This window comes from Kitasatospora sp. NPDC056783 (assembly GCF_042789895.1).
Lineage (GTDB): Bacteria > Actinomycetota > Actinomycetes > Streptomycetales > Streptomycetaceae > Kitasatospora.
Window position 1 is genome coordinate 1 of sequence record NZ_JBHUAF010000037.1, and the last position, 20,210, is coordinate 20,210.

Annotated in this window: 22 protein-coding genes; 10 read left to right on the top strand and 12 right to left on the bottom strand. The window is 70.2% G+C overall.

All coding sequences use genetic code 11. From position 1 onward, the window contains the following. Window positions 1–23: 23 nt before the first annotated feature. From ACFRMQ_RS08645 to ACFRMQ_RS08655, 3 genes are read right to left on the bottom strand one after another with little or no spacing between them, the layout of a single operon-like run. The gene (locus tag ACFRMQ_RS08645; protein ID WP_380728384.1) at window positions 24–521 is read right to left on the bottom strand and encodes a hypothetical protein; all 498 of its coding nucleotides are present in this window, start codon (window positions 519–521) and stop codon (window positions 24–26) included. Continuing rightward, entirely contained in the window at window positions 518–2,152 is a 1,635-nt protein-coding gene (locus ACFRMQ_RS08650) for an alpha/beta hydrolase (RefSeq protein WP_380728386.1), read from the bottom strand. The genes ACFRMQ_RS08645 and ACFRMQ_RS08650 overlap by 4 nt, the downstream gene beginning before the upstream one ends. Before the next feature lie 5 nt (window positions 2,153–2,157). After that, window positions 2,158–2,559, bottom strand: a complete 402-nt coding sequence (locus ACFRMQ_RS08655; protein WP_380728388.1) for a WXG100 family type VII secretion target — start codon at window positions 2,557–2,559, stop codon at window positions 2,158–2,160. A 300-nt stretch (window positions 2,560–2,859) separates the two neighbouring features. Here ACFRMQ_RS08655 and ACFRMQ_RS08660 point away from each other — a divergent pair, with 300 nt between their 5' ends. Beyond that, complete coding sequence (locus ACFRMQ_RS08660; RefSeq protein WP_380728390.1) at window positions 2,860–3,387, top strand: DUF1877 family protein; 528 nt, start codon at window positions 2,860–2,862, stop codon at window positions 3,385–3,387. Between the two features lie 120 nt (window positions 3,388–3,507). Next, complete coding sequence (locus ACFRMQ_RS08665) at window positions 3,508–4,386, top strand: glycosyltransferase family 2 protein (RefSeq protein ID WP_380728392.1); 879 nt, start codon at window positions 3,508–3,510, stop codon at window positions 4,384–4,386. A 74-nt stretch (window positions 4,387–4,460) separates the two neighbouring features. Here the strand turns inward: ACFRMQ_RS08665 and ACFRMQ_RS08670 are convergent, their stop codons facing one another. From ACFRMQ_RS08670 to ACFRMQ_RS08695, 6 genes are all read right to left on the bottom strand, one after another. Beyond that, the gene (locus ACFRMQ_RS08670; protein WP_380728394.1) at window positions 4,461–5,192 is read right to left on the bottom strand and encodes a hypothetical protein; all 732 of its coding nucleotides are present in this window, start codon (window positions 5,190–5,192) and stop codon (window positions 4,461–4,463) included. 24 nt (window positions 5,193–5,216) lie between these two features. Next, the gene (locus ACFRMQ_RS08675) at window positions 5,217–5,903 is read right to left on the bottom strand and encodes a pentapeptide repeat-containing protein (RefSeq protein ID WP_380728396.1); all 687 of its coding nucleotides are present in this window, start codon (window positions 5,901–5,903) and stop codon (window positions 5,217–5,219) included. Between the two features lie 94 nt (window positions 5,904–5,997). Continuing rightward, the gene (gene amcA / locus ACFRMQ_RS08680) at window positions 5,998–6,228 is read right to left on the bottom strand and encodes a multiple cyclophane-containing RiPP AmcA (protein WP_380728398.1); all 231 of its coding nucleotides are present in this window, start codon (window positions 6,226–6,228) and stop codon (window positions 5,998–6,000) included. After that, window positions 6,225–7,400, bottom strand: a complete 1,176-nt coding sequence (gene amcB, locus ACFRMQ_RS08685; RefSeq protein WP_380728400.1) for a cyclophane-forming radical SAM peptide maturase AmcB — start codon at window positions 7,398–7,400, stop codon at window positions 6,225–6,227. Before amcB ends, amcA begins: the two co-directional genes overlap by 4 nt. 91 nt (window positions 7,401–7,491) lie before the next feature. Then, window positions 7,492–8,040: a hypothetical protein gene (locus ACFRMQ_RS08690; protein WP_380728402.1), complete on the bottom strand. Its 549-nt coding sequence runs from the start codon at window positions 8,038–8,040 to the stop codon at window positions 7,492–7,494. Window positions 8,041–8,128: 88 nt separating this feature from the next. Continuing rightward, window positions 8,129–8,626, bottom strand: a complete 498-nt coding sequence (locus ACFRMQ_RS08695; RefSeq protein ID WP_380728404.1) for an ATP-binding protein — start codon at window positions 8,624–8,626, stop codon at window positions 8,129–8,131. Between the two features lie 462 nt (window positions 8,627–9,088). On the opposite strand from ACFRMQ_RS08695, the gene ACFRMQ_RS08700 reads away from it, so the two are divergent. The 3 genes from ACFRMQ_RS08700 to ACFRMQ_RS08710 are packed head-to-tail and all read left to right on the top strand — an operon-like array spanning window position 9,089 to window position 11,054. Continuing rightward, the gene (locus tag ACFRMQ_RS08700) at window positions 9,089–10,069 is read left to right on the top strand and encodes a hypothetical protein (RefSeq protein WP_380728407.1); all 981 of its coding nucleotides are present in this window, start codon (window positions 9,089–9,091) and stop codon (window positions 10,067–10,069) included. 17 nt (window positions 10,070–10,086) lie between these two features. Next, on the top strand, window positions 10,087–10,623 hold the full coding sequence (locus ACFRMQ_RS08705) for a GNAT family N-acetyltransferase (RefSeq protein WP_380728409.1): 537 nt from the start codon (window positions 10,087–10,089) through the stop codon (window positions 10,621–10,623). Further along, complete coding sequence (locus ACFRMQ_RS08710) at window positions 10,620–11,054, top strand: NUDIX hydrolase (protein WP_380728411.1); 435 nt, start codon at window positions 10,620–10,622, stop codon at window positions 11,052–11,054. Before ACFRMQ_RS08705 ends, ACFRMQ_RS08710 begins: the two co-directional genes overlap by 4 nt. Window positions 11,055–11,103: 49 nt before the next feature. Here ACFRMQ_RS08710 and ACFRMQ_RS08715 read toward each other — a convergent pair whose 3' ends face one another. Further along, window positions 11,104–12,027, bottom strand: coding sequence for a heme A synthase (locus ACFRMQ_RS08715; RefSeq protein ID WP_380728452.1), 924 nt, complete (start codon window positions 12,025–12,027; stop codon window positions 11,104–11,106). Between the two features lie 367 nt (window positions 12,028–12,394). On the opposite strand from ACFRMQ_RS08715, the gene ACFRMQ_RS08720 reads away from it, so the two are divergent. Further along, the gene (locus ACFRMQ_RS08720; RefSeq protein WP_380728413.1) at window positions 12,395–13,702 is read left to right on the top strand and encodes a choice-of-anchor A family protein; all 1,308 of its coding nucleotides are present in this window, start codon (window positions 12,395–12,397) and stop codon (window positions 13,700–13,702) included. A gap of 320 nt (window positions 13,703–14,022) precedes the next feature. Continuing rightward, entirely contained in the window at window positions 14,023–14,712 is a 690-nt protein-coding gene (locus ACFRMQ_RS08725; protein ID WP_380728416.1) for an LAETG motif-containing sortase-dependent surface protein, read from the top strand. Between the two features lie 73 nt (window positions 14,713–14,785). Here ACFRMQ_RS08725 and ACFRMQ_RS08730 read toward each other — a convergent pair whose 3' ends face one another. Then, complete coding sequence (locus ACFRMQ_RS08730) at window positions 14,786–15,505, bottom strand: ABC transporter permease (RefSeq protein WP_380728454.1); 720 nt, start codon at window positions 15,503–15,505, stop codon at window positions 14,786–14,788. A 47-nt stretch (window positions 15,506–15,552) separates the two neighbouring features. After that, the gene (locus ACFRMQ_RS08735; RefSeq protein ID WP_380728418.1) at window positions 15,553–16,479 is read right to left on the bottom strand and encodes an ABC transporter ATP-binding protein; all 927 of its coding nucleotides are present in this window, start codon (window positions 16,477–16,479) and stop codon (window positions 15,553–15,555) included. A gap of 155 nt (window positions 16,480–16,634) precedes the next feature. Between ACFRMQ_RS08735 and ACFRMQ_RS08740 the strand changes: the two genes are divergently transcribed. The 3 genes from ACFRMQ_RS08740 to sufD all read left to right on the top strand — a co-directional run bounded on the left by ACFRMQ_RS08740 (window position 16,635) and on the right by sufD (window position 20,207). Then, window positions 16,635–17,486, top strand: a complete 852-nt coding sequence (locus tag ACFRMQ_RS08740; protein ID WP_380728420.1) for a helix-turn-helix transcriptional regulator — start codon at window positions 16,635–16,637, stop codon at window positions 17,484–17,486. A gap of 9 nt (window positions 17,487–17,495) precedes the next feature. After that, complete coding sequence (gene sufB, locus ACFRMQ_RS08745) at window positions 17,496–18,911, top strand: Fe-S cluster assembly protein SufB (protein WP_380728422.1); 1,416 nt, start codon at window positions 17,496–17,498, stop codon at window positions 18,909–18,911. A gap of 63 nt (window positions 18,912–18,974) precedes the next feature. Then, the gene (sufD, locus tag ACFRMQ_RS08750; RefSeq protein WP_380728424.1) at window positions 18,975–20,207 is read left to right on the top strand and encodes a Fe-S cluster assembly protein SufD; all 1,233 of its coding nucleotides are present in this window, start codon (window positions 18,975–18,977) and stop codon (window positions 20,205–20,207) included. The last annotated feature ends 3 nt before the right edge of the window (window positions 20,208–20,210 follow it).

Here is a 20,210-nt window from a genome sequence, read left to right on the forward strand (position 1 = left end):
CCCGGGCCCGCCCCACGAGCGGTTCACGGTGGGGGCTTGGTTCCATCGGGCCACACGCAGGGGGAGGAGAAGCCGATGACGAGTACCCCGTACGAGCTGCCGATCCCGTCGATGGAGCCGGTGAACTTGTTGGCCGAGTTCGTGAAGTGGGCGGAGGTGCGCAAGGCGCCGGAGTCGTCCTGTTGGAACCCCATGGACTCGATCCGGGTCCGGAGGTGCGCGACGTATTCGGCCTGGCGGTCCATCGGAATACCGGATACCCGCCTCTCCGTGACCTCCACGACCTGGCCGTCGTACTCGGAGGGGGCATCGTTCTTGAAGCAGTTGGTGCCGTTCTCCCGCTCGCCGGCCGTGGCGACCGGTTGGGGCAGGTCGGTGAGGGCCTGTCCCATGTAGTCCACGGTCTGCTGCTTCGCCTGCGCCCGGGTCATGGTCGGGGCATCGGAGTCCTTGCCGCACGCGGTGATCGTCAACAGCAGTGCGGCGGCCATCGTTGCCGTGATCGCCTGGTGCCGACTCACCGGCCGATCCCGTTGCCCGCGATCACCGCGCCGAACGCCTTGACGGATTCGCTGCCCGGCAGCCAGTAGTGCGAGTGGTCGGTACTGCCGGCCGGGAGGTGCTGGGCCCCGAAGCCGTTGTCCACGGGGTCCAGCCCGAAGAGCAGACTGGTGCTCGCCACGTGCTTGATCATCGTGTCCTCGCTGCCCCGGGCGACGTAGACGTGGGACGGGTCGATGTTCAGATCCTTGGCGTGATCGACGCCCACGCCGGGGCTGCCGACCAGTATGACGTCATCCACGGGCAACGTGTGGTCGCGCATGGTGAAGCCGACGACAACGGTTCCGTAGCTGTGGCCCATGAGGGTGTTGTGCGACGGGTTGCCCTCGTGGGTCGTGCGCAGGGCGTTCTGGAACCGCGCCAGGTCCTTCTCGGCGTTGTTGGCGTACGAGTTCGTCGAGGCCTCGGCGAGGTTCTGTGGCGCGTCGTAGCCGACCCAGGCGATGGCGGCCGTTGTCTTCGGGCTGCCGGGGTCCGAGTCCCTGGCGGCCCTCACCATCTCGTCCGCCTTGTCCACGTCGCCGCCCGCAGCGCCGAACCGGGCCGTGGTGCCGGGGACGAAGGTCACGACGTTGTCGGCGGTGTCGGGGTTGTTGACGGAGATGATCGCCCGGCCCTTGCCCTTGGTGTCGAAGCCGATGAGGTAGGCCGGTGTGCCGTCGCGGGCTTTCAGCTTGTCACCCGTCAGCCGGCTCTCGATGTTGTTGATCGAGGTGAGCTTCTCCTTCAGGTCCGTCTGTTTGCGGTGCCACTCCTCGTACTCGGGGTTCGGGATCGGTTCTCCCTTGACCCATCCGCTGAACTGCTTGGGTTCCGGCCCCAGGTGGTCGAGCTGGAGTTGGAGGTCCTGCTTGCTCCGCGCCAGGTTGATCCGGTTGGCCTGGTCGCGGGCGACGACGGGGATGCCGTCGAGGTTGCCGACCTGGTCGGGGTGGTTGAGGATGAAGCGCTGCTGCTGGGCTTCGGTGAGGCTGTCCCACCAGCGCTTGACGGTGTCGGTGTCGGTCCCGGCGGGGGGCACCACGTCGCGGGCGGCGACCGCCTCCTGGTCCTTCTTGACGACGGTCGAGTCCAGCCCGGTGCCGCTGCTGGCGTTGTAGGAGAGGTGGCTGAGCCGTTGCTCGATCTCCGTGTCGGCGTGGGTGGCCTCGTTGAGGGCGGCCGTGATCCGTCGGCTGAGCTCCTTGGCGGTTTCCTCGGCCTTGTCGCCCGCGTAGTTGGCGGACGTGGGCTCCTTGTCCCAGGTGATGGTGCCGTCGGCGGCGACGGTGAACTTCCCCGCCTTGGCGTCGTCCAGGGCACTGATCAGGTGAGCCTGGGCGGCGGCGAACCCTTCGGCGGCGTCGGCGAGGCTACGACTGATGAAGGACAGTTCCTGCTTGGCGTTCTGGAGCTTGGTGGCGAGCGCGTTGATCTCGGCCGTGGCGGCGTCGGCGCTGGTTCCGGTCCACTGCGAGGAGCCGAGCCGGTCGGCGACCTCGTGCTGCCAGGACTCGGCGTGCTGTCCGAACGCGGTGATGAGGATGTCGTAGGCGCTCTTCGCCGTGGTGATGTTGTTGATGTTGGCGTTCTTGAGGGTCGCGATGTCCATCGGTGTCACCGGGCCCCGGTGGCAGGGGACAGGTCGCCGGTGAGGACGGTGTTGAACGGGTCCTTCGCCGGAGGCCGGTAGTCGCCGGTGACGGCGCCGCCGTTCATGGACGCGGACACGTTCTGCTCGTTCTGCCGGTAGGAGGCGGCGGCGGTCGCGAGCTTGGCGCCGGTGCCGCCCATGTCGCCGGCGAGCTTGTCCAGCAGCGTCTTCCAGTTGGCGGCGCAGTTGTGGATCGCGGGCCCGGTGAGCCAGCCCTGGAGCGTCGACGCGGCTTGGTCGCTGGGCTCGGTGATCTTCGCGGTCTCGGGCGGTATCTGGCCGCCCAGGTGCTGGGCGGTTTGTCCGCAGCCTTCCAGTACCGACGGGTTGACGGTGACAGCGGAAGGCGAATAGGGACTCGGCACGGTTCCCCCCGTGTTCGAAGTGCAGTCCTTGGTGCTCGTCAGCATATGAGTGACTGTCATTTAATAGCACTGCACGTTTGAGAAGTGACGTTCCGTAGGGCCGTGTCGCGCGTGGACCTTTTCCTGCCGGCGGCACAGGCACAAGAACGGCTGGCGCTGGGCGTGACCGGCGGGCGGAGCCCGGGGCTCGGGCCCCTCTGGGCGCGGTCGATGCGTCCGGCTTGTCGGAGGGGCCGCCTAGCCTGTCGTGCGAGCGGCATCAGGGGTGTCGAGGCAACAGGGACAGGGCGGGTGCGCGGGATGAGCGTGGACTTCTTCTGGCGGCGGGTGGACGGCCGGCTGCTGGACGAGCTGACTCCGGAGGAGCTGGCCGCGTCGGTGCCGCACTGGTCCGACAACGAGTTCAGGCCGCTTCGTGAAGCCGGAACGCTGATGGCTGTCGAACGCAACGGCTGCTTGATGCATTTCGCCCTGATGGGAGCGGACGCTCCCTCGTTCCGTGTCGCCCGACTGCCGGTCTACGCCGGCGAGCGACGGACCGGTGGCAAGGAAGTCTCCGAGTACGGGTTCATCGTCGGGACGGAGGTGGTCGTGCTCCGCTCCGAGGAGGTGCGGGACGCATCGGACTTCCTGCGGCAGGTCGCGGTCGAGGACCTGGTCAGGGACTTGGAGTCGGATCTGGCGGAAGAGGTCGAGTCCCTGGGCTTCGCGAAGCCGTGGAGCCGGGAATGGGCGGATGAACTGGCCGCCGACCTGGGCGAGTTGAAGAGGTTTTTCGCGGCGGCCGCGGCTGCGGGCGACGCGATGGTCAAGTTCGAGTCGGGCTGAGCCGGTCACCCGTCAGGCCGCACGCCCTCCCCGCGGGTGAACGAAGGGCGTTCGGTTACCGGCCGGAGCGGACGGTGTGGGAGGGTGGCCCGCAGTTTCCTCAACCAAGGGTCGGGTGCGATGGGCGTCACGCTGGGCGTGGTGGTGCTGACGATGGGGGACCGGCCTGCGGAGCTGACGGCGCTGCTGGACTCGGTACGGGCCCAGGACGGCGCCGGCGGCGGCGTGCGGACCGTGGTGCTCGGGCAGGGCACGAAGCTGCCCGAACTGCCGGACTGGGTGGACGCCGTGGAGCTGCCGGAGAACCTCGGCATCCCCGGTGGCCGCAACGCGGGCGTCGAGCGGTTGCGCGAACTGGGCGGCACCGACGTCCTGGTCGTCCTCGACGACGACGGCCTGCTGCCGCGCACCGACACCTTCCGGCTGGTCCGTGAGGCCTTCGAGCGGGACCCGCAGCTGGGCATCGTGTCCTTCCGCATCGCGGACGAGACCGGGCACACCCAGCGTCGGCACGTCCCCCGCCTCGGCGCGTCGGACCCCCTGGCGTCCGGGCCGGTCACCACCTTCCTGGGCGGCGGCCACGCCATCCGGATGAGCGTGATCGACCAGGTCGGCCTGTTCCCCGCCGCGTTCTTCTACGCCCACGAGGAGACCGACTTCGCCTGGCGCGCTCTGGACGCGGGCTGGCGCATCGACTACCGAGCCGACCTGGTGCTCCAGCACCCCCGCACCGACCCGGCCCGGCACGCCACCTACTACCGGCTGACCGCCCGCAACCGGGTCTGGCTGGCCAAACGCCACCTCCCGGCCGTCCTGGTGCCGGTCTACCTCACCTCCTGGACCCTGTACACGCTGCTGCGCCGCCCGCCGCTGTCCGGCCTCAAGGCCTGGTGGTCCGGGTTCTTCGAGGGCGTCCGCACCCCCTGCCCCCCACGCCGTCCGATGCGGTGGCGCACGGTGCGGCGGATGGCGAAGCTGGGCCGGCCGCCGGTGTTCTGAGCGGTGGGGTGGAGGGCCGTCCCTCCGACCCGTGGAGACGGTTCCTCGCCGCAGTCGACCTCGTGTCCGCCCGGTCAGATCACGGACGGGAACGCCCCGATCGGCCAGTGGTCGAGCCAGAAGGCCGCGGTGGAGGGATCGGGGAGGTCCATCGTGGAGCCGTCGTGGGGCAGCAGTTCGGTGGGGGCGAGGTATCCCTCGCCGGGGTCGAGCCGCAGCCGCAGGCAGCGCAGCGGATGCCCGGTGTGCACGTAGGCGCGGATGTCGTCGGTGTGCGGGTAGTGCGTCGGGTCGTCCCTGCCGAGGCGCCGGCAGATGGCCGACGCGTCCGTGTCGCCGATGAGGAGGTAGCGGGAGCCAGGGCCCGCGTTGAAACACAGCCTGCGACGGGACGATCGACGGTGGGGGTACGGGAGCCGGTCCCAGTTGTCGAGGTGGATACCGAGCCGCTTCCCGTTCGCGGGGTTCACCGTGACGGTGAGGTCGCCCGCGGGGCTGGTGGCGTGGTTGGCGTATCGGGTGCGCGGTGATCGGGTGAACGATGGATGGGTGGTCCACCAGGGGCCGTCCATGACGCCTGAGGTGTGCAGGTCGGGGAAGGCGACGAGTTCGACGGCCTCGGTTCCCGGCACGTGGTGCGGCGCGCGCAGGAGATCGGCCTCGGTGGCGCTGATGGGTGTCCACCGACCGGTCGGAATCACCGCCCCGTCTTCGTGAGCAGGCTGGTCGTGCACGACCGCCGTGGTGGCGATCTGGCAGCGGTCACGGAGCTTGGTGTAGTCGGTGAACATGATGAGCGGCCTCACGCAGGCGTTCCCTTCGCGTGGCGGTCAGTGGTGCGGAGGCAGGTCCTCGCTGTAGGTGACGTCCAGTTCGGCGAGGAGGGCATCGGTGAGCTGGTGCTGCTGGGCGCGGCTGATGACGGCTTCCCGCAGGTTGCCGACGCCGCGGATGGTGGACAGGTCGCTGCCGCTCAGATCGAGTTCCTTGTACGTGCCGGCCCCGAACCCGGTGGCGCGCAGCGTGCAGTCGTGCATCACCACGCCGGTGAGGTCGCAGGCGGTGAAGGTGGCCTCCGTGAGTACGCACCGGTCGAACACGACCGGGCCGCTCGCACGGATCCGGTCGAAGGCGGCGTAGTCGAGGCGGCAGTTCTCGAACAGGACGCTGTCCAGGACGGCGCCGGTGATGGCCGCGCCCATGAGCCGGCAGTCCCGGAACAGGGTGCGGGACGCCTTGCTGCCGGTCAGTTGGAGCGAGCCGAGATCGCTGTCGGTGATCCGGACGGAGCTGAAGCGGACGTTCTCGATGGTGGTGCGCTGGGCGTTGACGTTGTGGAGGATGCCGTTGCGCAGATCGGTCTCGGTGAGGTCGAGGTCGCGGATGTCCTGGTCGGTGTAGCGGAACTCCGTGACGGTGCTGCCGGGCCGGGGAGGGGAGTTGATGACGCCCAGGTACGGGTCGTCGCCCGGGTCGGGGAGGGTGATGGTGGTGCGGCCGTAGCGGCGGGTGGGCACGGGGGTTCTCCGGTCGGTAGTCGGGTGCCGCCGGTTTCCCCGGGAGCAGCGGGCGGCGTTGGCTGGGGAAGTCCCCATTGTGTGGCCGGTGGTGTCAGCGGTTGGACCAGTCGGACCAGGACGGCCCGTTGTTCCAGTTGTCCCAAGGGGCGCTCTGCCAGTTGTCCCAGGACGGGGCGTTGTCCCATGGGCCCCCACCACGGTTGTCCCAGGTCGGCTGGTTGCTCCACTCGACCGTGGGTGTCCCGCCCGCCGGGATGACGGCGGCGATCAGATCCGCGACGGCGGGAGCGTCGGCGGTGGCGAGCAGTTCCAGGACGGTCATGTGGCTTGCTCCTTGCGCACGGTGTCGGCCAGTGCCAAGAGCGGGGCCTGCTCGGTGACACGGCAGTAGTCGGTCTCGGCGACGGCGAAGGTTCGGTGCTCGAAATAGCGGTTCCCGGCCTGTGAGCCCCGGCAGTAGTCGAAGAACTCGCAGGTGGACTCGCACTCCTCCAGGCCGGTCAGGAACTCGCCCACGTAGTTCAACCGGTGCGCCTGGCCCAGGATGGCGCCGATCGGCTGGTCAAGGACGTTCCCGGCCCGGAAGTCGTTGTAGGCGGGCGCGGTGATGCCCGCCAGTTCGGGGGACAGCAGGAACACGTCGCCGTTCCTGGCGATGGTCGGCAAGGGATCGGTGCGGCTCGGTTGCGCGTGGCCGCCGCGCTGGGCGCGGCTCATCCGCAGGTACCGGCCGAGGCGTTCCAGTTCCCGCACCGGAGCCGTGCCGCCCGGTTGACGACGTGACCAGGCAAGGACCGCCTGCCAGAACTCGACGGCCTGTTCGCGGGTGGGCGGGTGGCGCTCGGTGTTGACGCCCTCCAGCTCCTCGATGTTGATGCCGATGCTGACGGGCCGGAGTGCGGCAAGGAAGTCGAGGAGCCGGTCGGGGTGGTTGACACTCTCCCGGCTGACGACGGCGATCAACGAGAACGGAACACCGCGGTGCCGTAGCCGCTCGATTCCCTTCATGATCCGGTCGAATGCAGGACGGCCCTTGCGGTCGACGCGTCGGTCGGTCAGGTCCTTCGGGCCGTCGATGCTGACGCCGACCCGGAACCCGTACTCGGTCAGGAGGTCGCACCACTCGTCATCGATCAGAGTGGCGTTCGTCTGGACGGCGTGCTCCAGCAGGCCCTTGCGGCGCAGTTCCTCGAACGGCTGGAGCAACTCCGTGAAACGTCGCCGTCCGAGTGCCAGCGGTTCTCCGGCGTGCCAGATCAGCCCGAGGGGCTTGCCGTGGTGGCCGTTCACGAGCTCGCTCGCCGACTGTGCGACGGCCTCGGCGACAGCCGTTGGCATGGGGGCCTTGTCATCGCGGTCGGGCAGGTAGCAGTACGTGCAGTTCAGATTGCAGAAGCCGGTCGGCTGGACCACCAGGTTTCGGGGAACACGGTGGATCCGGTGCTGGTAGCGGCGCAGCAGGTGTGCCTCCTGCTGGACTCTCGCGGTGTTCACGGCGGCCCTCTCCGTTCTGCGTGATTCCGGCCTTGGGTCGTTGAGGTGCGCAAGAAGTCGGTGGGGCCGACTTCTTACGCAGCCCCGGGATTCAGGTGCGGGTGGCTTGGGCGCGGCAGTGGGTGAGGGCGTAGGTGAGGCGGGGGTCGGGGTTGGTGGTGGTGAGGAGTTCGCCGGCGGTGGTGAGGGTGGTCCAGTAGGTGGTGGGGTTTCCGGTGCGGGGGAGGGGGTGGGTGGTGGTGAGGGAGAGGTAGGCGGTGGTGAGGTTGCCGGTGGTGAACCAGCGCTGGAGGCCGTGGTGGTGGCCGGGGCGGAGGCTTCCGTGGGCGTCGACGGCGGTGGTGAGGAGGGCGACGACGGTCCGTTGGGTGGGGGTGAGGGTGGCGGGGACGTCGAAGACGCCGAGGGCTTCGAGGACTTCGCCGGTGTCGGCTTCGGAGTCGGGTCGGGGGTCGGCGAGGAGGGCGTCGTGGCAGTCGGCGAGGCGGCGGGTGATCTCGGCGGGCGGGATGTCGAGGGCGACGCAGACGGCCTGGGCGCAGGGGAGGGGCCGGTGGCCGAGGCGGGCGAGGAGCGCGTATGTGGTGGCCGGGGTGGCTCCGCGCGAGAGGGTGTGCCGGGCGAGGGTGACGAGGTGCATGGGCGTTCGGGCTTTCGGACGTTGAGGGGGGGTGGGGACGACGGCGATGCGCCGTCGGAGCCCTGGCTCGCTACCGGCAGTCGCCGGTTCACGTAGAGATCGGCGAAGGCGTCGTGAGGTCGGCGTGGACGACCTTCCCGAACGGGAGGAGCGTGACGCCCCAGCGGCCACGGGTGAGCCGGTGGACCATCGCGAGGCCCCGGCCGGACGTGGAGTCGGGCCCGGCCTGGACCATCACGGGCATCGAGCGGGAGCCGTCACCGACGAGGATGCGGACGATTCGGTCGCTCGGGCGGCGGACGCCGACGAGCATGCGGGTCTGGCAGCCGGTCTTGGAGGAGTTGGTGACCAACTCGCTGACGATCACGGCAGAGTCGTCCACCAGATCGTCCAGCCCCCACTCCCGCAGCTTTACGCGGACGAAGCGGCGAGCAGCGCTCACCGACTCGGGCCGGTAAGGCAGGCAGATCGTCGCCGGAGTGGCGAGTTCGCCGTCAGCGGACTCGATGTCGGCGACTTCTGGAGGGAAGCGAGGTTGCTTCCTGTCGACGTTTGACGATGTCGGCAGCGCGCTGGGCGGAGACATCGAGGTCACTCCCTCGGGTGGTCCGATTGATCCTCCCTGGACCTTGATCTGCCAGCGAGGTATTCCTAGTTCACCGGTCAGGGGCGGCGTGCGGGGTCCGGGCGGCCGGACACTTCACCGGACGTTTCGACTCGTCTGATGTCGCCGATCGCTGGGGGTTCTGTGGCTGCACGATCACTCGCTGGACTGAGGAAGGCTGCTGGACATACGCAGGAGGGCTTCGTCGCCGCGTTCCTCGACATGGCGCAACGCATGGATGTTCGCGCTGCGGTGAGCGTTCGTCATCTCAGGAGATGGGAGTCTCCCAGCCCGCCGTTGCCGCACCCTGGCCAACAAGCGGTACTCGAAGCATTGTTGGGGGTCCCGCTTGAGGAGATGGGCTTCACGGTGCCTCCCGGGCGGGCTCGTAGCAGCCCGAGTAGCGGGCATCAGGAGGGCGCGGTACAGCGGCGACAGTTCGTTGTGGACGTCGGAGCACTGCTCGGGGCTTCCGTTCTCGTCCCCACGCAGGCCGGTCGCCGGATCGGCTCGGCCGATGTCCAGGTGTTCAGGTCCAAGGTCGAATGCCTGTATGCCATCGACCACGCGCAAGGCGGCCGCATCGCCCGGCAGTGTGCCGCGCGCGTTCTGCAGAGCGTTGAGAAGGCCATGACCGGAGGGGTTTACATTGCGCCGGTCGGACGCGACCTCCACGCCCTGGTCGGAACACTGTTCTCCCATCTCGGCTGGATTGAGTTCGACGCAGGAAGGATGGCGGCTGCCCGTGCGGCATGTACTGAGGCCCTGACCTCGGCCCGTCTGGTTGGCGACCCGCTCTTGGAAGTCCGCGCGCTCGACAGTCTGTCCCTGCTCGCCGTCGAGCAGAAACGGCCGTGGGAGGCGATCGCGGCAGCGACTGCCTCAGGGGCGATTGCGCAGAGATACGGCGGGCCGAAGGTGAAATCAGTCGTCGCCCTGCGGCAGGCGCGGGCGCTCTCGTCTGCTGGTGACCACTCGGGGGCCCGCCGAGCTCTCTCCCAGGCACTGACGTGGAAGGACCGATCGGACAACGACACGGATGCGCCGCCATGGACAGCATTTGCGGGTCAGGTTGAGGTGGACTACGCCACTGCTGCATGGCATGTCGAAGCTGGGCAACTTGCCTATGCGATCCCGTTTCTTCGCTCTGCTGTCGAACTGCTCGGTCCTAAGTACAGCCGAAACGCGGCGTTGTACAGGGCCCGACTTGCCGAGGTGCTCATGAAGGCCGGCAACGTCGAGGAAGCATGTGCAGAGGCGGTGGCCAGCGCCAATGCGGCGAAGGGAATGACCTCGGCTAGGTTGGCAGACCGGCTGCGTTCGGTGGCGTCGGCTGCGGTCCGAGTTGATACGGCGATTGCGCGGGACTGCGTTGAGGAGCTTCGATCGCTCGGGGTTTCGGCCCGGAAACAGAGGACGGTGTGACGGTGGCGGTTCGGCTCTTGGAGGGCGGGCAGGCGGTCGAGTTGGAGGGCCGGCTGAAGGAGGTGTTCGCGGAGGCTTTCGCGGAGCCTCCCTACGGCGAGGGGCCGGGCGACGTGGAGCGGGCGTTCCGCCGGTTCCGCTCGCAGACGCGTCGTCGGGGGTTCCGGGCGGTGATCGCCTTCGACGGTGACACCGTTGTGGGCATGGCGTACGGCTACCCGCTGTCGGCGAACACCGGATGGTGGGACACCCTGCTCGATCCCGTGCCCGAGGACCTCCGGCAGGAGGACGGGAGGCGCACGTTCGGTCTCTTCGAGCTGGCGGTCCGGCCTCGGTGGCGCCGCCAGGGGATCGCCACCCGCATGCATCGCGTCCTCGTCGACGGCATCGACAGCGCCCGGGTGATGCTGAACACGCGACCGGAGGCGGCTGCGGCCCAGGCGTCCTACCGGGCGTGGGGCTACCGGCGCGTCGGGTCGGCGATCCCATGGGAGGGCGCGGCTCGCCACGACGTGATGGTCCTCGATCTGCCCCGTCCGGCGGCGCGCGCATGAGTTCCCGGTCAACGCCGCTCCACTCGGTGTCCGTCGCGGGGGTGGTGGTGCGGGAGGACGGCCGGGTGCTGGCGATCCGCCGGGCGGACAACGGGACCTGGGAACCTCCGGGCGGCGTGCTGGAACTGGACGAGGCCATCGAGGACGGCGTGCGTCGCGAGGTCTACGAGGAGACCGGGATCAAGGTCGGCGTGGAGCGGCTGACCGGCGTCTACAAGAACCTGAGCCGAGGGATCGTCGCCCTCGTCTTCCGATGCCGACCAGAGAGCGGGGCGGAGCGACTCTCGGACGAGGCGATCGAGGTGGACTGGCTCACGCCGGCCGAGGCGTCCGAGTGGATGGCCGAGGTCTATGCGGTCCGTGTCCTGGACGCGCTGCGGGACGACGCGGCGCCGAGTATCCGGACTCACGACGGGCGACGCCTGCTGTGACGACACGGCGAAGGCCCCCATCCCGGGGGATGGGGGCCTTCGGCGAGGTTCAGACGGTGGCGGTCTCGGGTGTCCGTGGGGCCGGGGTGTCGGCGGCGACCTCCTCGACCGTGCGGGTGCGCAGGGCGAGGGGGACGCGGAGGGCGGCGATCCAGGTGAGGGCGGCGAGCAGCATGTGCAGGCCGACCATCAGCTCGGGGGCGTCGGTGAAGTACTGGACGAAGCCCAGCACGCCCTGGAGCAGCAGGACGGCGAGCAGTTCCTTGGCGCGGGCCTTGGCCGCCGGGGGGGCCTTGACGGCGGCGAAGACGAAGATCACCGCGATCGCCAGGCCGACCGAGACGAACGCGAAGTCGGCGTGGAACTGGGCGAGCCGGTCGTAGTCGATCGGGATGCGCGGGACGATCTTGTTGTCCTTGGGCGTACCGGGGTGGTGGCCGGCGCCGGTCACCAGGGTGCCGGCGGCGACGAGCAGGCCGACCACGGTGACCAGGACGTACGAGAGCTGGTGGATCGGGCGGGCCACTGAGAGCACCGGCGGGCCGTCGCCCTCCTTGGACCGCTCCCACATCAGCAGCGCGACCCAGACCAGGGCCATCGCGGCGATCATGTGCAGCGCCACGGTGTACGGGTTGAGGCCGGTCAGCACGGTGATGCCGCCGAGCACGGCGTTGCTCATCACCAGCCAGAACTGCGCCCAGCCGAGCTTGGTCATGCTCCGCCGCCACGGACGGTGGCAGCGGGCGGCCAGGATCGCCCAGCCGACGGCGGCGCTCAGCACGTAGGTGAGCATCCGGTTGGTGAATTCGACGACGCCGTGGAAGCCCATCTCGGCGGTGGGCGTCAGGCTCTCGTCGGTGCAGCGGGGCCAGGTCGTGCAGCCGAGGCCGGAGGCCGTGAGCCGGACGGCACCACCGGTGACGACGATCACCACACTCATCACGAGCGCGGCGAACGCGGCGCGTCGGACCATCGCGGCGGAGGGCTGCCAGCGCTCGGCGAGCAGGGAGAAGGGGTTAGGCACGGGGTCAATCGTAGGCGGCCTTACAGGCGATCTTGGGGCGGGGCACGGCGTCACGGGCGGGGCGCGGGGGCCTCGGCGGGGAGGGCGCGGAGGTACTGACGGGTAGCGCGGAGGTGTACGGGAGGGACGCGCGGAGGTGTACGGAAGGGCGGTGATCACGACACGCGGAGGGGAGACACGCGGACAAACCGGGGTGCTTCGGTCAAGATCTGCATTGGTCTTGACCATTCACCCGTTTGGCGGAAAGAGTGCGGCTTGGTCCATACCTTCTTCGGGCCTCTCCCACACTTCCCGCACACACGCGGAGATCCTGCACATGCGCATACCCATTTCCGCCGCCGCGCTCGCCGCCGGCGGCTCGCTCGCACTGGCCGGCCTGATCGCCCCCGCCGCCCATGCCGCCGACCCCGGCCAGGAGTGCCGCGGCCTCGGGGTCGCCACCCTCTACGGCGAGTTCATCGAGGGCGACGACACCCACACTCCCGACGCCGAGGGCGCGGTCGCGGTCGGCGGCAACGCCGACTTCACCGGCGGCTTCTCGGTCGGCCAGGAGCTGACCGCGGCGCAGGTCGACGCGCTGCCCGGCAAGAACGCCCTGGTCGTGGCCGGCAAGATCACCGGTCACAACACCCAGGTGATGAAGGGCAACGGCGTCTACGGCTCGAAGGCCGACGGCGCGGTGGTCCAGGCCCACCAGGGCAGCATCGCCCAGGGCCCCTCGCCGATCGACTTCAAGGCCGAGTTCGCCAAGCTGCGCGCCGCCTCCACCGCGCTGGCCGCGGTGCCGCAGAGCGCCGGTGCCAGCATCGAGGCCAAGGGTGCCGAGCTCTCGCTCACCGGCATCGACGCCAAGTACAACAGCTTCACCATCGACGCGGCGAAGCTCCAGGGCGCCAAGGACGTCTTCATCAGGGTTCCGCTCGGCTCGGTGACGGTCGTCAACGTGACCGGCGGCTCGTACGACATGGCGGCGGCCGGGACCACCGGCTTCCACCTGTGGGACGAGGGCAAGAAGTCCTTCCTGCTGGACGACAAGCTGCAGAGCGGTTCGGGCGGGGCGATCCGCGCCAAGCTGCTGTGGAACTTCCCGACCGCCACCAAGGTGGTCAAGAACAGCGCGGCCGCCTGGTCCGGCTCTGTGCTCGCGCCGAACGCCGCCTTCGACCTCGGCAGCGCCGGTCCGGTCAACGGCTCGGTGATCGCCGCCTCGCTGACCGGCAAGGGCGGCGCGGAGACGCACCACTACCCGTTCACCGGCTGCCTGCCGACCACCGGCCCGACGCCGTCCGGCCCGGCGACGGTGCCGCCGACCGTTCCGAGCGGCTCGCCGTCGGCCACCCCGAGCGGGCCGACCGCCCCGAGCGGTTCGGCGAGCCCGTCGGGCAGCCCGTCCGCTCCGACCAGTGGCGCGCCCGGCCCGAGCGGTTCGGCCAGCCCGTCGGCCGGTGCGACGAACGCTCCGACGGCCTCCGGCAGCCCGTCGGCCCAGCCGGACGGGGGCGGCAACCTGGCGCACACCGGCTCCGGTCCGGTGCTGCCGCTGGCGATCGGCGGCGCGGTCGTGATCGCGGCCGGCGGTGCGATCGTGGTGGCCGCCCGGCGCAGGGCGGCCAAGAAGGCCTGAACCGGCAGGGTCGATCGACGTGAGTTCGTCGACTGACCGAAACGGCGCCCTCGGTGACTGAAGTCGATCACCGGGGGCGCTGTTCTGTCTTGAAAGTGGCCGAGTTTATTGAGCTTTGACGAATCCGTGTTCTGCGAGGTGACAGCTGTGATGGGCTGGTCATGCACATCGGAAGACGGACGGACAGTCGAAATCCGGTCGTACGGCGGGGTGTGGCGGGGTACGGAGGTGCCGGTAGAGTCCCCCGGACAGTCGTAGCGGGCCACCGCGAACCACTCAACACGCCTGCTGCACAAGACCGTTCGGAGGGGAACAAGGTAATGGTGCGACAGCAGCGGCACTTCGCGATCGGCGCCACGGCACTCGCCGGGGCGGCTGCGGCCGGTTTTCTACTGCCCCTGGCGCTGGCCTCCAACGCCTCGGCGCACGTGCCGACTTGGTCGGTGACCTGCGACAAGGTCGTGGTCGACCTGACCAAGTACAGCGGCAACGAGACCGTGAGGAACACCGTCAGCCTGACCATCGACGGCGACAAGGTCCTGGACGGCAAGATCTTCCCGGCGGAGTACCACGGGACCTTCCCGGTGAAGGACCACAACGCCCCCATCAAGGCGACCCTGGTGGTTTCCACCACGGAGAACCCGAACGAGAAGGGGTGGAACATCAACGAGACCAAGACCATCGATCCGTGCCACACCCCGACTCCGACGCCCACCCCGACTCCCACCCCCACGCCCACGCCCACGCCCACCCCGACCCCCACCCCCACGCCGACCCCGACGACGACCCCGCCGCCGTCGGCCACCCCGACGCCGACCCCGCCCCCGTCGGCCACGCCCGCCCCGAGCACGCCCCCCGCCCCGGCGCCCAGCCCCAGCGCTCCGGCGCTCGCCCAGACCGGTAGCAGCGACGCGACCCCGATGATCGCGGCGGCCGGCGGCGGCGTGCTGCTGGTCGGCGGCGCGCTCGTCCTGCTCGCCCGCAAGCGCCGCGGCGGCAGCGAGAGCTGACGGACCGTACGGCGCAAGCGCGACGCCCCCCGGCCGCACGTGGCCGGGGGGCGTCGCGTGTTGTCACGGAGGGCTACTCCCAGCGGAAGAAGCGGGCCGCGGCGGCCAGGCCGAGCACCGACCAGCCGGCCAGGATGCCGAGGTCCGCCCACGGCACCCCGGCGCCGGCCTGGAGCACCGAGCGCAGGCCGTCCGAGAGCGCCGAGATCGGCAGCAGCTCCAGCACCGACCGTACGGCCGAGGGGAACTTGCCCAGCGGCACGATCACCCCGCCGGCGAGCAGCAGCAGGATGAACACCAGGTTGGCGCCGGCCAGGGTGGCCTCGGCCTTCAGGGTGCCGGCCATCAGCAGGCCGAGCCCGGAGAAGGCGGCGGTGCCGAGGACCAGCAGCGCGGCGACGGTCAGCGGGTCGCCGTGCGGGGACCAGCCGAGGGCCAGCGCGATCACCGACAGCAGCGCGACCTGGAGCGCCTCCGTCACCAGGACGCAGCCGGTCTTGGCGGTCAGCAGCGCCCAGCGCGGCAGCGGGCTGGCGCCGAGCCGCTTCAGCACCCCGTAGCGGCGCTCGAAGCCGGTGGCGATGGCCTGGCCGGTGAAGGCGGTGGACATCACGGCCAGCGCGAGCAGGCCGGGGGCCAGGAAGTCGACCCGCTTGCCCGGGCCCTCGACCGCGACGATGTCCACGGCGGAGAACAGCACCAGCAGCACGGTCGGGATGACCACGGTGAGCAGCAGCTGCTCACCGTTGCGCAGCAGCATCCGGGTTTCGAACGCGGTCTGGGCCAGCAGCATCCGGCCGACCGGTGCGGCGCCGGGCCTGGGGGAGTAGTCCGTGGTGCTCACGAGCGGAGCTCCCGTCCGGTCAGGTCGAGGAAGACGTCCTCCAGGCTGCGGCGCTGGACGGACAGCCGTTCGGGCAGGATGCCGGAGGCCGCGCACCAGCCGGTGACGGTGGCCACCAGGCGGGGGTCGACGGGCGCCTCGACGCGGTAGCTGCCGGGGGCGGTCTCGGCGGCGGTGGCGCCCTCGGGCAGTTCCTTGAGCAGCGGGCCGAGGTCGAGGCCGGGCGGGCCGTCGAAGCGCAGCGCGCCCTCGGCGCCGTCGCGGCACAGCTCCTCGGTGGTGCCGTCGGCGATCACCTTGCCGCGGTCGACGATGGCGACCCGGTCGGCGAGCTGCTCGGCCTCGTCCATGTGGTGGGTGGTGACGACCACGGTGACGCCGTCCCGGCGCAGGTCGCGCACCAGCTCCCAGGTGGCCCGGCGGGCCTGGGGGTCGAGGCCCGCGGTGGGCTCGTCCAGGAAGACCAGCTCGGGGCGGCCGACCACGGCCATCGCCAGGGCGAGCCGCTGCTGCTGGCCGCCGGACAGCCGCCGGTAGGTGGTGCGGCCGCAGGAGCCGAGGCCGAGGCGCTCGACCAGGGCGTCCACGTCCAGCGGGTGGGCGTGCAGCTTGGCGGTGTGCCGCAGCATCTCGACGGCGCGCGCGCCCGCGTACACGCCGCCGGACTGCAGCATGACGCCGATCCGGGGCCGCAGCGCGGCGCTCTGGGCGACCGGGTCGAGGCCGAGGACGCGGACGGTGCCGGCGTCGGGGCGGCGGTAGCCCTCGCAGGTCTCGATGGTGGTGGTCTTGCCGGCGCCGTTGGGGCCGAGTACGGCGGTGATCGCGCCCGCCGGGATGGTGAGGTCGAGGCCGTCCACGGCCGACTTGTCGCCGTAGCGTTTGACCAGCCCGGCGATCTGGACCGCGGGTTCGGAGTGCATACCGGCGAGTGTAAGAGGGCCTGACGCGCGGGCCGGACGGCGGCTCGGTGATCGTTTTCCCCAGGTCAGGTAAGGCTTGCCTGCGTGACAGATGACACCGATGAGGCGAAGGTCACGGGTTGTCCCGGCGGAAGCAATTACGCAACACTGGTGTTGTGAAAAACATGAGCGAGCACGCCCAGCAGCAGGAGGCCGAGCCGGCCTCCTCCTGCGACGTGCCCGTGACGGCGGCCGAGGTGCTGCTGGAGGGCCACCGGGCCACCCGGGACCGGGTCGCCCGGTCGATCCTGGACCACGGCCCGTCCTCCGCCGCCGACCTGGCGAACCGGCTCGGCCTCACCGCCGCCGCCGTGCGCCGCCACCTCGACGGGCTGGCCGCCACCGGCCTGGTCGAGTCCCACGAACAGCGGGTCTACGGCAGCCGCGGCCGGGGCCGTCCGGCCCGGCTCTTCGCCCTCACCGACGCCGGCCGGGACGCCTTCTACCAGGCGTACGACCAGCTCGCGGCCGACGCGCTGCGGTGGATCGCGGACTCGGTGGGCGGCGGCAAGGCGGGCGAGGAGGCGGTCGCCGCCTTCGCCCGCGCCCGGTTCGGCAAGCAGGCCGAGAAGTACCTGGAGGCCCTGCGCCTGGCGGCGGCCGGGGAGCGCCCCGAAGCACTCGCCCAGGCGCTGAGCGCGGACGGGTACGCTGCCACGGTGCGGCGTGTCCCGTCGGCCGCGGCCCAGGCCCCGGCGGGCGCCCAGCTCTGCCAGCACCACTGCCCGGTCGCGCACATCGCCGAGCAGTTCCCGCAGCTCTGCGAGGCGGAGACCGAGGTCTTCTCCCAGCTCCTGGGAACCCACGTACAACGGCTGGCCACGATCGCCCACGGCGACGGGGTCTGCACCACCTACGTGCCGGCATCCGGTGCCGCATCGTCGTCCGCCCGGCGCCCTTCGGGCCGCGGCTCCGATGCGCTGCCGGCTGCCGGTACGTCCACCGAAGATTCTGCGTCCGCGCGTTAGGAAGCTCGCATGACTGACACCGTTTCGCACCCGGAGCTCGAGGGCCTGGGCACTTACGAGTACGGCTGGGCCGACCCGGACACCGCGGGTGCCACGGCCAAGCGCGGGCTCAGCGAGGAGGTCGTCCGCGACATCTCCGCGAAGAAGAACGAGTCCGAGTGGATGCTGAACCTCCGGCTCAAGGGCCTGAAGCTGTTCGGCAAGAAGCCCATGCCGACCTGGGGCTCCGACCTCACCGGCATCGACTTCGACAACATCAAGTACTTCGTCCGCTCCACCGAGAAGCAGGCCGAGTCCTGGGAGGACCTGCCGGCGGACATCAAGGCCACCTACGACAAGCTCGGCATCCCGGAGGCGGAGAAGCAGCGCCTGGTCGCCGGTGTCGCCGCCCAGTACGAGTCCGAGGTCGTCTACCACCAGATCCGCGAGGACCTGGAGGAGCAGGGTGTCCTCTTCCTGGACACGGACACCGCGCTGAAGGAGCACCCGGAGCTCTTCAAGGAGTACTTCGGCACCGTGATCCCGGCCGGCGACAACAAGTTCGCCGCGCTGAACACCGCGGTGTGGTCCGGCGGATCGTTCATCTACGTGCCGAAGGGCGTGCACGTGGACATCCCGCTCCAGGCCTACTTCCGGATCAACACCGAGAACATGGGCCAGTTCGAGCGGACGCTGATCATCGTCGACGAGGACGCCTACGTCCACTACGTCGAGGGCTGCACCGCGCCGATCTACTCCTCCGACTCGCTGCACTCGGCGGTCGTGGAGATCATCGTCAAGAAGGGCGGCCGCTGCCGCTACACGACCATCCAGAACTGGTCGAACAACGTCTACAACCTGGTCACCAAGCGCGCCGTGGCGTACGAGGGCGCGACCATGGAGTGGGTCGACGGCAACATCGGCTCCAAGGTCACCATGAAGTACCCGGCCGTCTACCTGATGGGCGAGCACGCCAAGGGCGAGACCCTGTCGATCGCCTTCGCGGGCGAGGGCCAGCACCAGGACGCCGGCGCCAAGATGGTGCACATGGCGCCGAACACCTCGTCCAACATCGTCTCCAAGTCGGTGGCGCGCGGCGGCGGCCGGACCTCCTACCGCGGTCTGATCGAGATCGGCGAGGGCTCCAAGGGCGCCAAGTCCAACGTCCTGTGCGACGCGCTGCTCGTCGACACCATCTCCCGCTCGGACACCTACCCGTACGTGGACGTCCGCGAGGACGACGTGTCCATGGGCCACGAGGCAACGGTCTCCAAGGTCAGCGAGGACCAGCTGTTCTACCTGATGAGCCGCGGCCTGACCGAGTTCGAGGCGATGGCGATGATCGTCCGCGGCTTCGTCGAGCCCATCGCGCGCGAGCTGCCGATGGAGTACGCGCTGGAGCTCAACCGGCTGATCGAACTGCAGATGGAGGGCGCGGTCGGCTGACGTCCGGCCGTAGACCGCCCACCGACTTTTCGAGTTTTCGAGGAAGAGAGCACCACGACAGCCATGGCTGACGTCAACACCCCCACCGGCTCCACCACCGCCGGTTCGATCGAGGTCGGCACCGCCGGCGCGGGCGCGCAGCTCGCCGGCCCCGGCACCGGCCGCACCACGGTCCAGCAGCCGATCGACGCGCGCGTCGCGGTCAAGCCGTCCTTCGACGTGAACGACTTCCCGGTGCCCACCGGCCGCGAGGAGGACTGGCGGTTCACCCCGCTGCACCGCCTCGGCGGGCTGCACGACGGCACCGCCGCCGACGCGCCCCGCGGTGAGGACAAGGTCGAGTTCGTCCTGCCGGACGGCGTCACCGCCGAGACCGTCGGCCGTGACGACGCCCGCCTGGGCAAGGCCGGCACGCCGGTGGACCGGGTCGCCGCGCAGGCGTTCAGCGCCTTCGAGCAGGCCCTGGTGGTCACCGTTCCCAAGGACGCGGTGCTGACCGAGCCGGTCAAGATCGACGTGCGCGGCGAGGGCGGGGTCCGCTTCGCCCACGTGGTCATCGACGTCAAGCCGTTCGCCGAGGCCGTCGTGGTGCTCAACCACGAGGGCACCGGCACCCGGGCCGCCAACGTCGAGCTGCTGGTCGGCGACGGTGCCAAGCTCACCTTCGTCACCGTGCAGGACTGGGACCGCGACGCCGTCCACGTCGCCCAGCACAACGCGCTGGTCGGCCGGGACGCCTCGTTCAAGTCCGTGACCGTCACCTTCGGCGGCGACCTGGTCCGGCTGCACCCGCGGGTCAACTACGCGGGCCCCGGCGGCGAGGCCGAGCTGTTCGGCCTCTACTTCGCCGACGCCGGCCAGCACCTGGAGCACCGCCTGGTCGTCGACCACGACACGCCGCACTGCCGGTCGAACGTGGCGTACAAGGGCGCGCTCCAGGGCCAGGACGCGCACGCCGTCTGGGTCGGCGACGTGCTGATCCGCGCCGCCGCGGTCGGCACCGACACCTACGAGCTCAACCGGAACCTGGTGCTCACCGACGGCGCCCGGGTCGACTCGATCCCGAACCTGGAGATCGAGACCGGCGAGATCGTCGGCGCCGGCCACGCCTCGGCGACCGGCCGCTTCGACGACGAGCAGCTGTTCTACCTCCAGGCCCGCGGCATCCCCGCCGACGAGGCCCGCCGCCTCGTGGTGCGCGGCTTCTTCGCCGAACTGCTCCAGCAGATCGGCGTGGCCGAGGTCCAGGAGCAGCTCATGGAGAAGATCGACGCCGAGCTGGAATCGGCGGTCTGAGCG

Bases quoted from the DNA above. Each gene is read 5' to 3' on its own strand.
- ACFRMQ_RS08725 (WP_380728416.1), top strand. From the start codon at position 14,023: ATGGTGCGACAGCAGCGGCACTTCGCGATCGGCGCCACGGCACTCGCC.
- ACFRMQ_RS08650 (WP_380728386.1), bottom strand. From the start codon at position 2,152: ATGGACATCGCGACCCTCAAGAACGCCAACATCAACAACATCACCACG.
- amcA (WP_380728398.1), bottom strand. From the start codon at position 6,228: ATGACCGTCCTGGAACTGCTCGCCACCGCCGACGCTCCCGCCGTCGCG.
- ACFRMQ_RS08695 (WP_380728404.1), bottom strand. From the start codon at position 8,626: ATGTCTCCGCCCAGCGCGCTGCCGACATCGTCAAACGTCGACAGGAAG.
- sufB (WP_380728422.1), top strand. From the start codon at position 17,496: ATGACTGACACCGTTTCGCACCCGGAGCTCGAGGGCCTGGGCACTTAC.
- ACFRMQ_RS08715 (WP_380728452.1), bottom strand. From the start codon at position 12,027: ATGGTCCGACGCGCCGCGTTCGCCGCGCTCGTGATGAGTGTGGTGATC.
- ACFRMQ_RS08735 (WP_380728418.1), bottom strand. From the start codon at position 16,479: ATGCACTCCGAACCCGCGGTCCAGATCGCCGGGCTGGTCAAACGCTAC.
- sufD (WP_380728424.1), top strand. From the start codon at position 18,975: ATGGCTGACGTCAACACCCCCACCGGCTCCACCACCGCCGGTTCGATC.
- ACFRMQ_RS08660 (WP_380728390.1), top strand. From the start codon at position 2,860: ATGAGCGTGGACTTCTTCTGGCGGCGGGTGGACGGCCGGCTGCTGGAC.
- ACFRMQ_RS08730 (WP_380728454.1), bottom strand. From the start codon at position 15,505: ATGCTGCTGGCCCAGACCGCGTTCGAAACCCGGATGCTGCTGCGCAAC.
- ACFRMQ_RS08665 (WP_380728392.1), top strand. From the start codon at position 3,508: ATGGGCGTCACGCTGGGCGTGGTGGTGCTGACGATGGGGGACCGGCCT.
- ACFRMQ_RS08710 (WP_380728411.1), top strand. From the start codon at position 10,620: ATGAGTTCCCGGTCAACGCCGCTCCACTCGGTGTCCGTCGCGGGGGTG.
- ACFRMQ_RS08720 (WP_380728413.1), top strand. From the start codon at position 12,395: ATGCGCATACCCATTTCCGCCGCCGCGCTCGCCGCCGGCGGCTCGCTC.
- ACFRMQ_RS08690 (WP_380728402.1), bottom strand. From the start codon at position 8,040: ATGCACCTCGTCACCCTCGCCCGGCACACCCTCTCGCGCGGAGCCACC.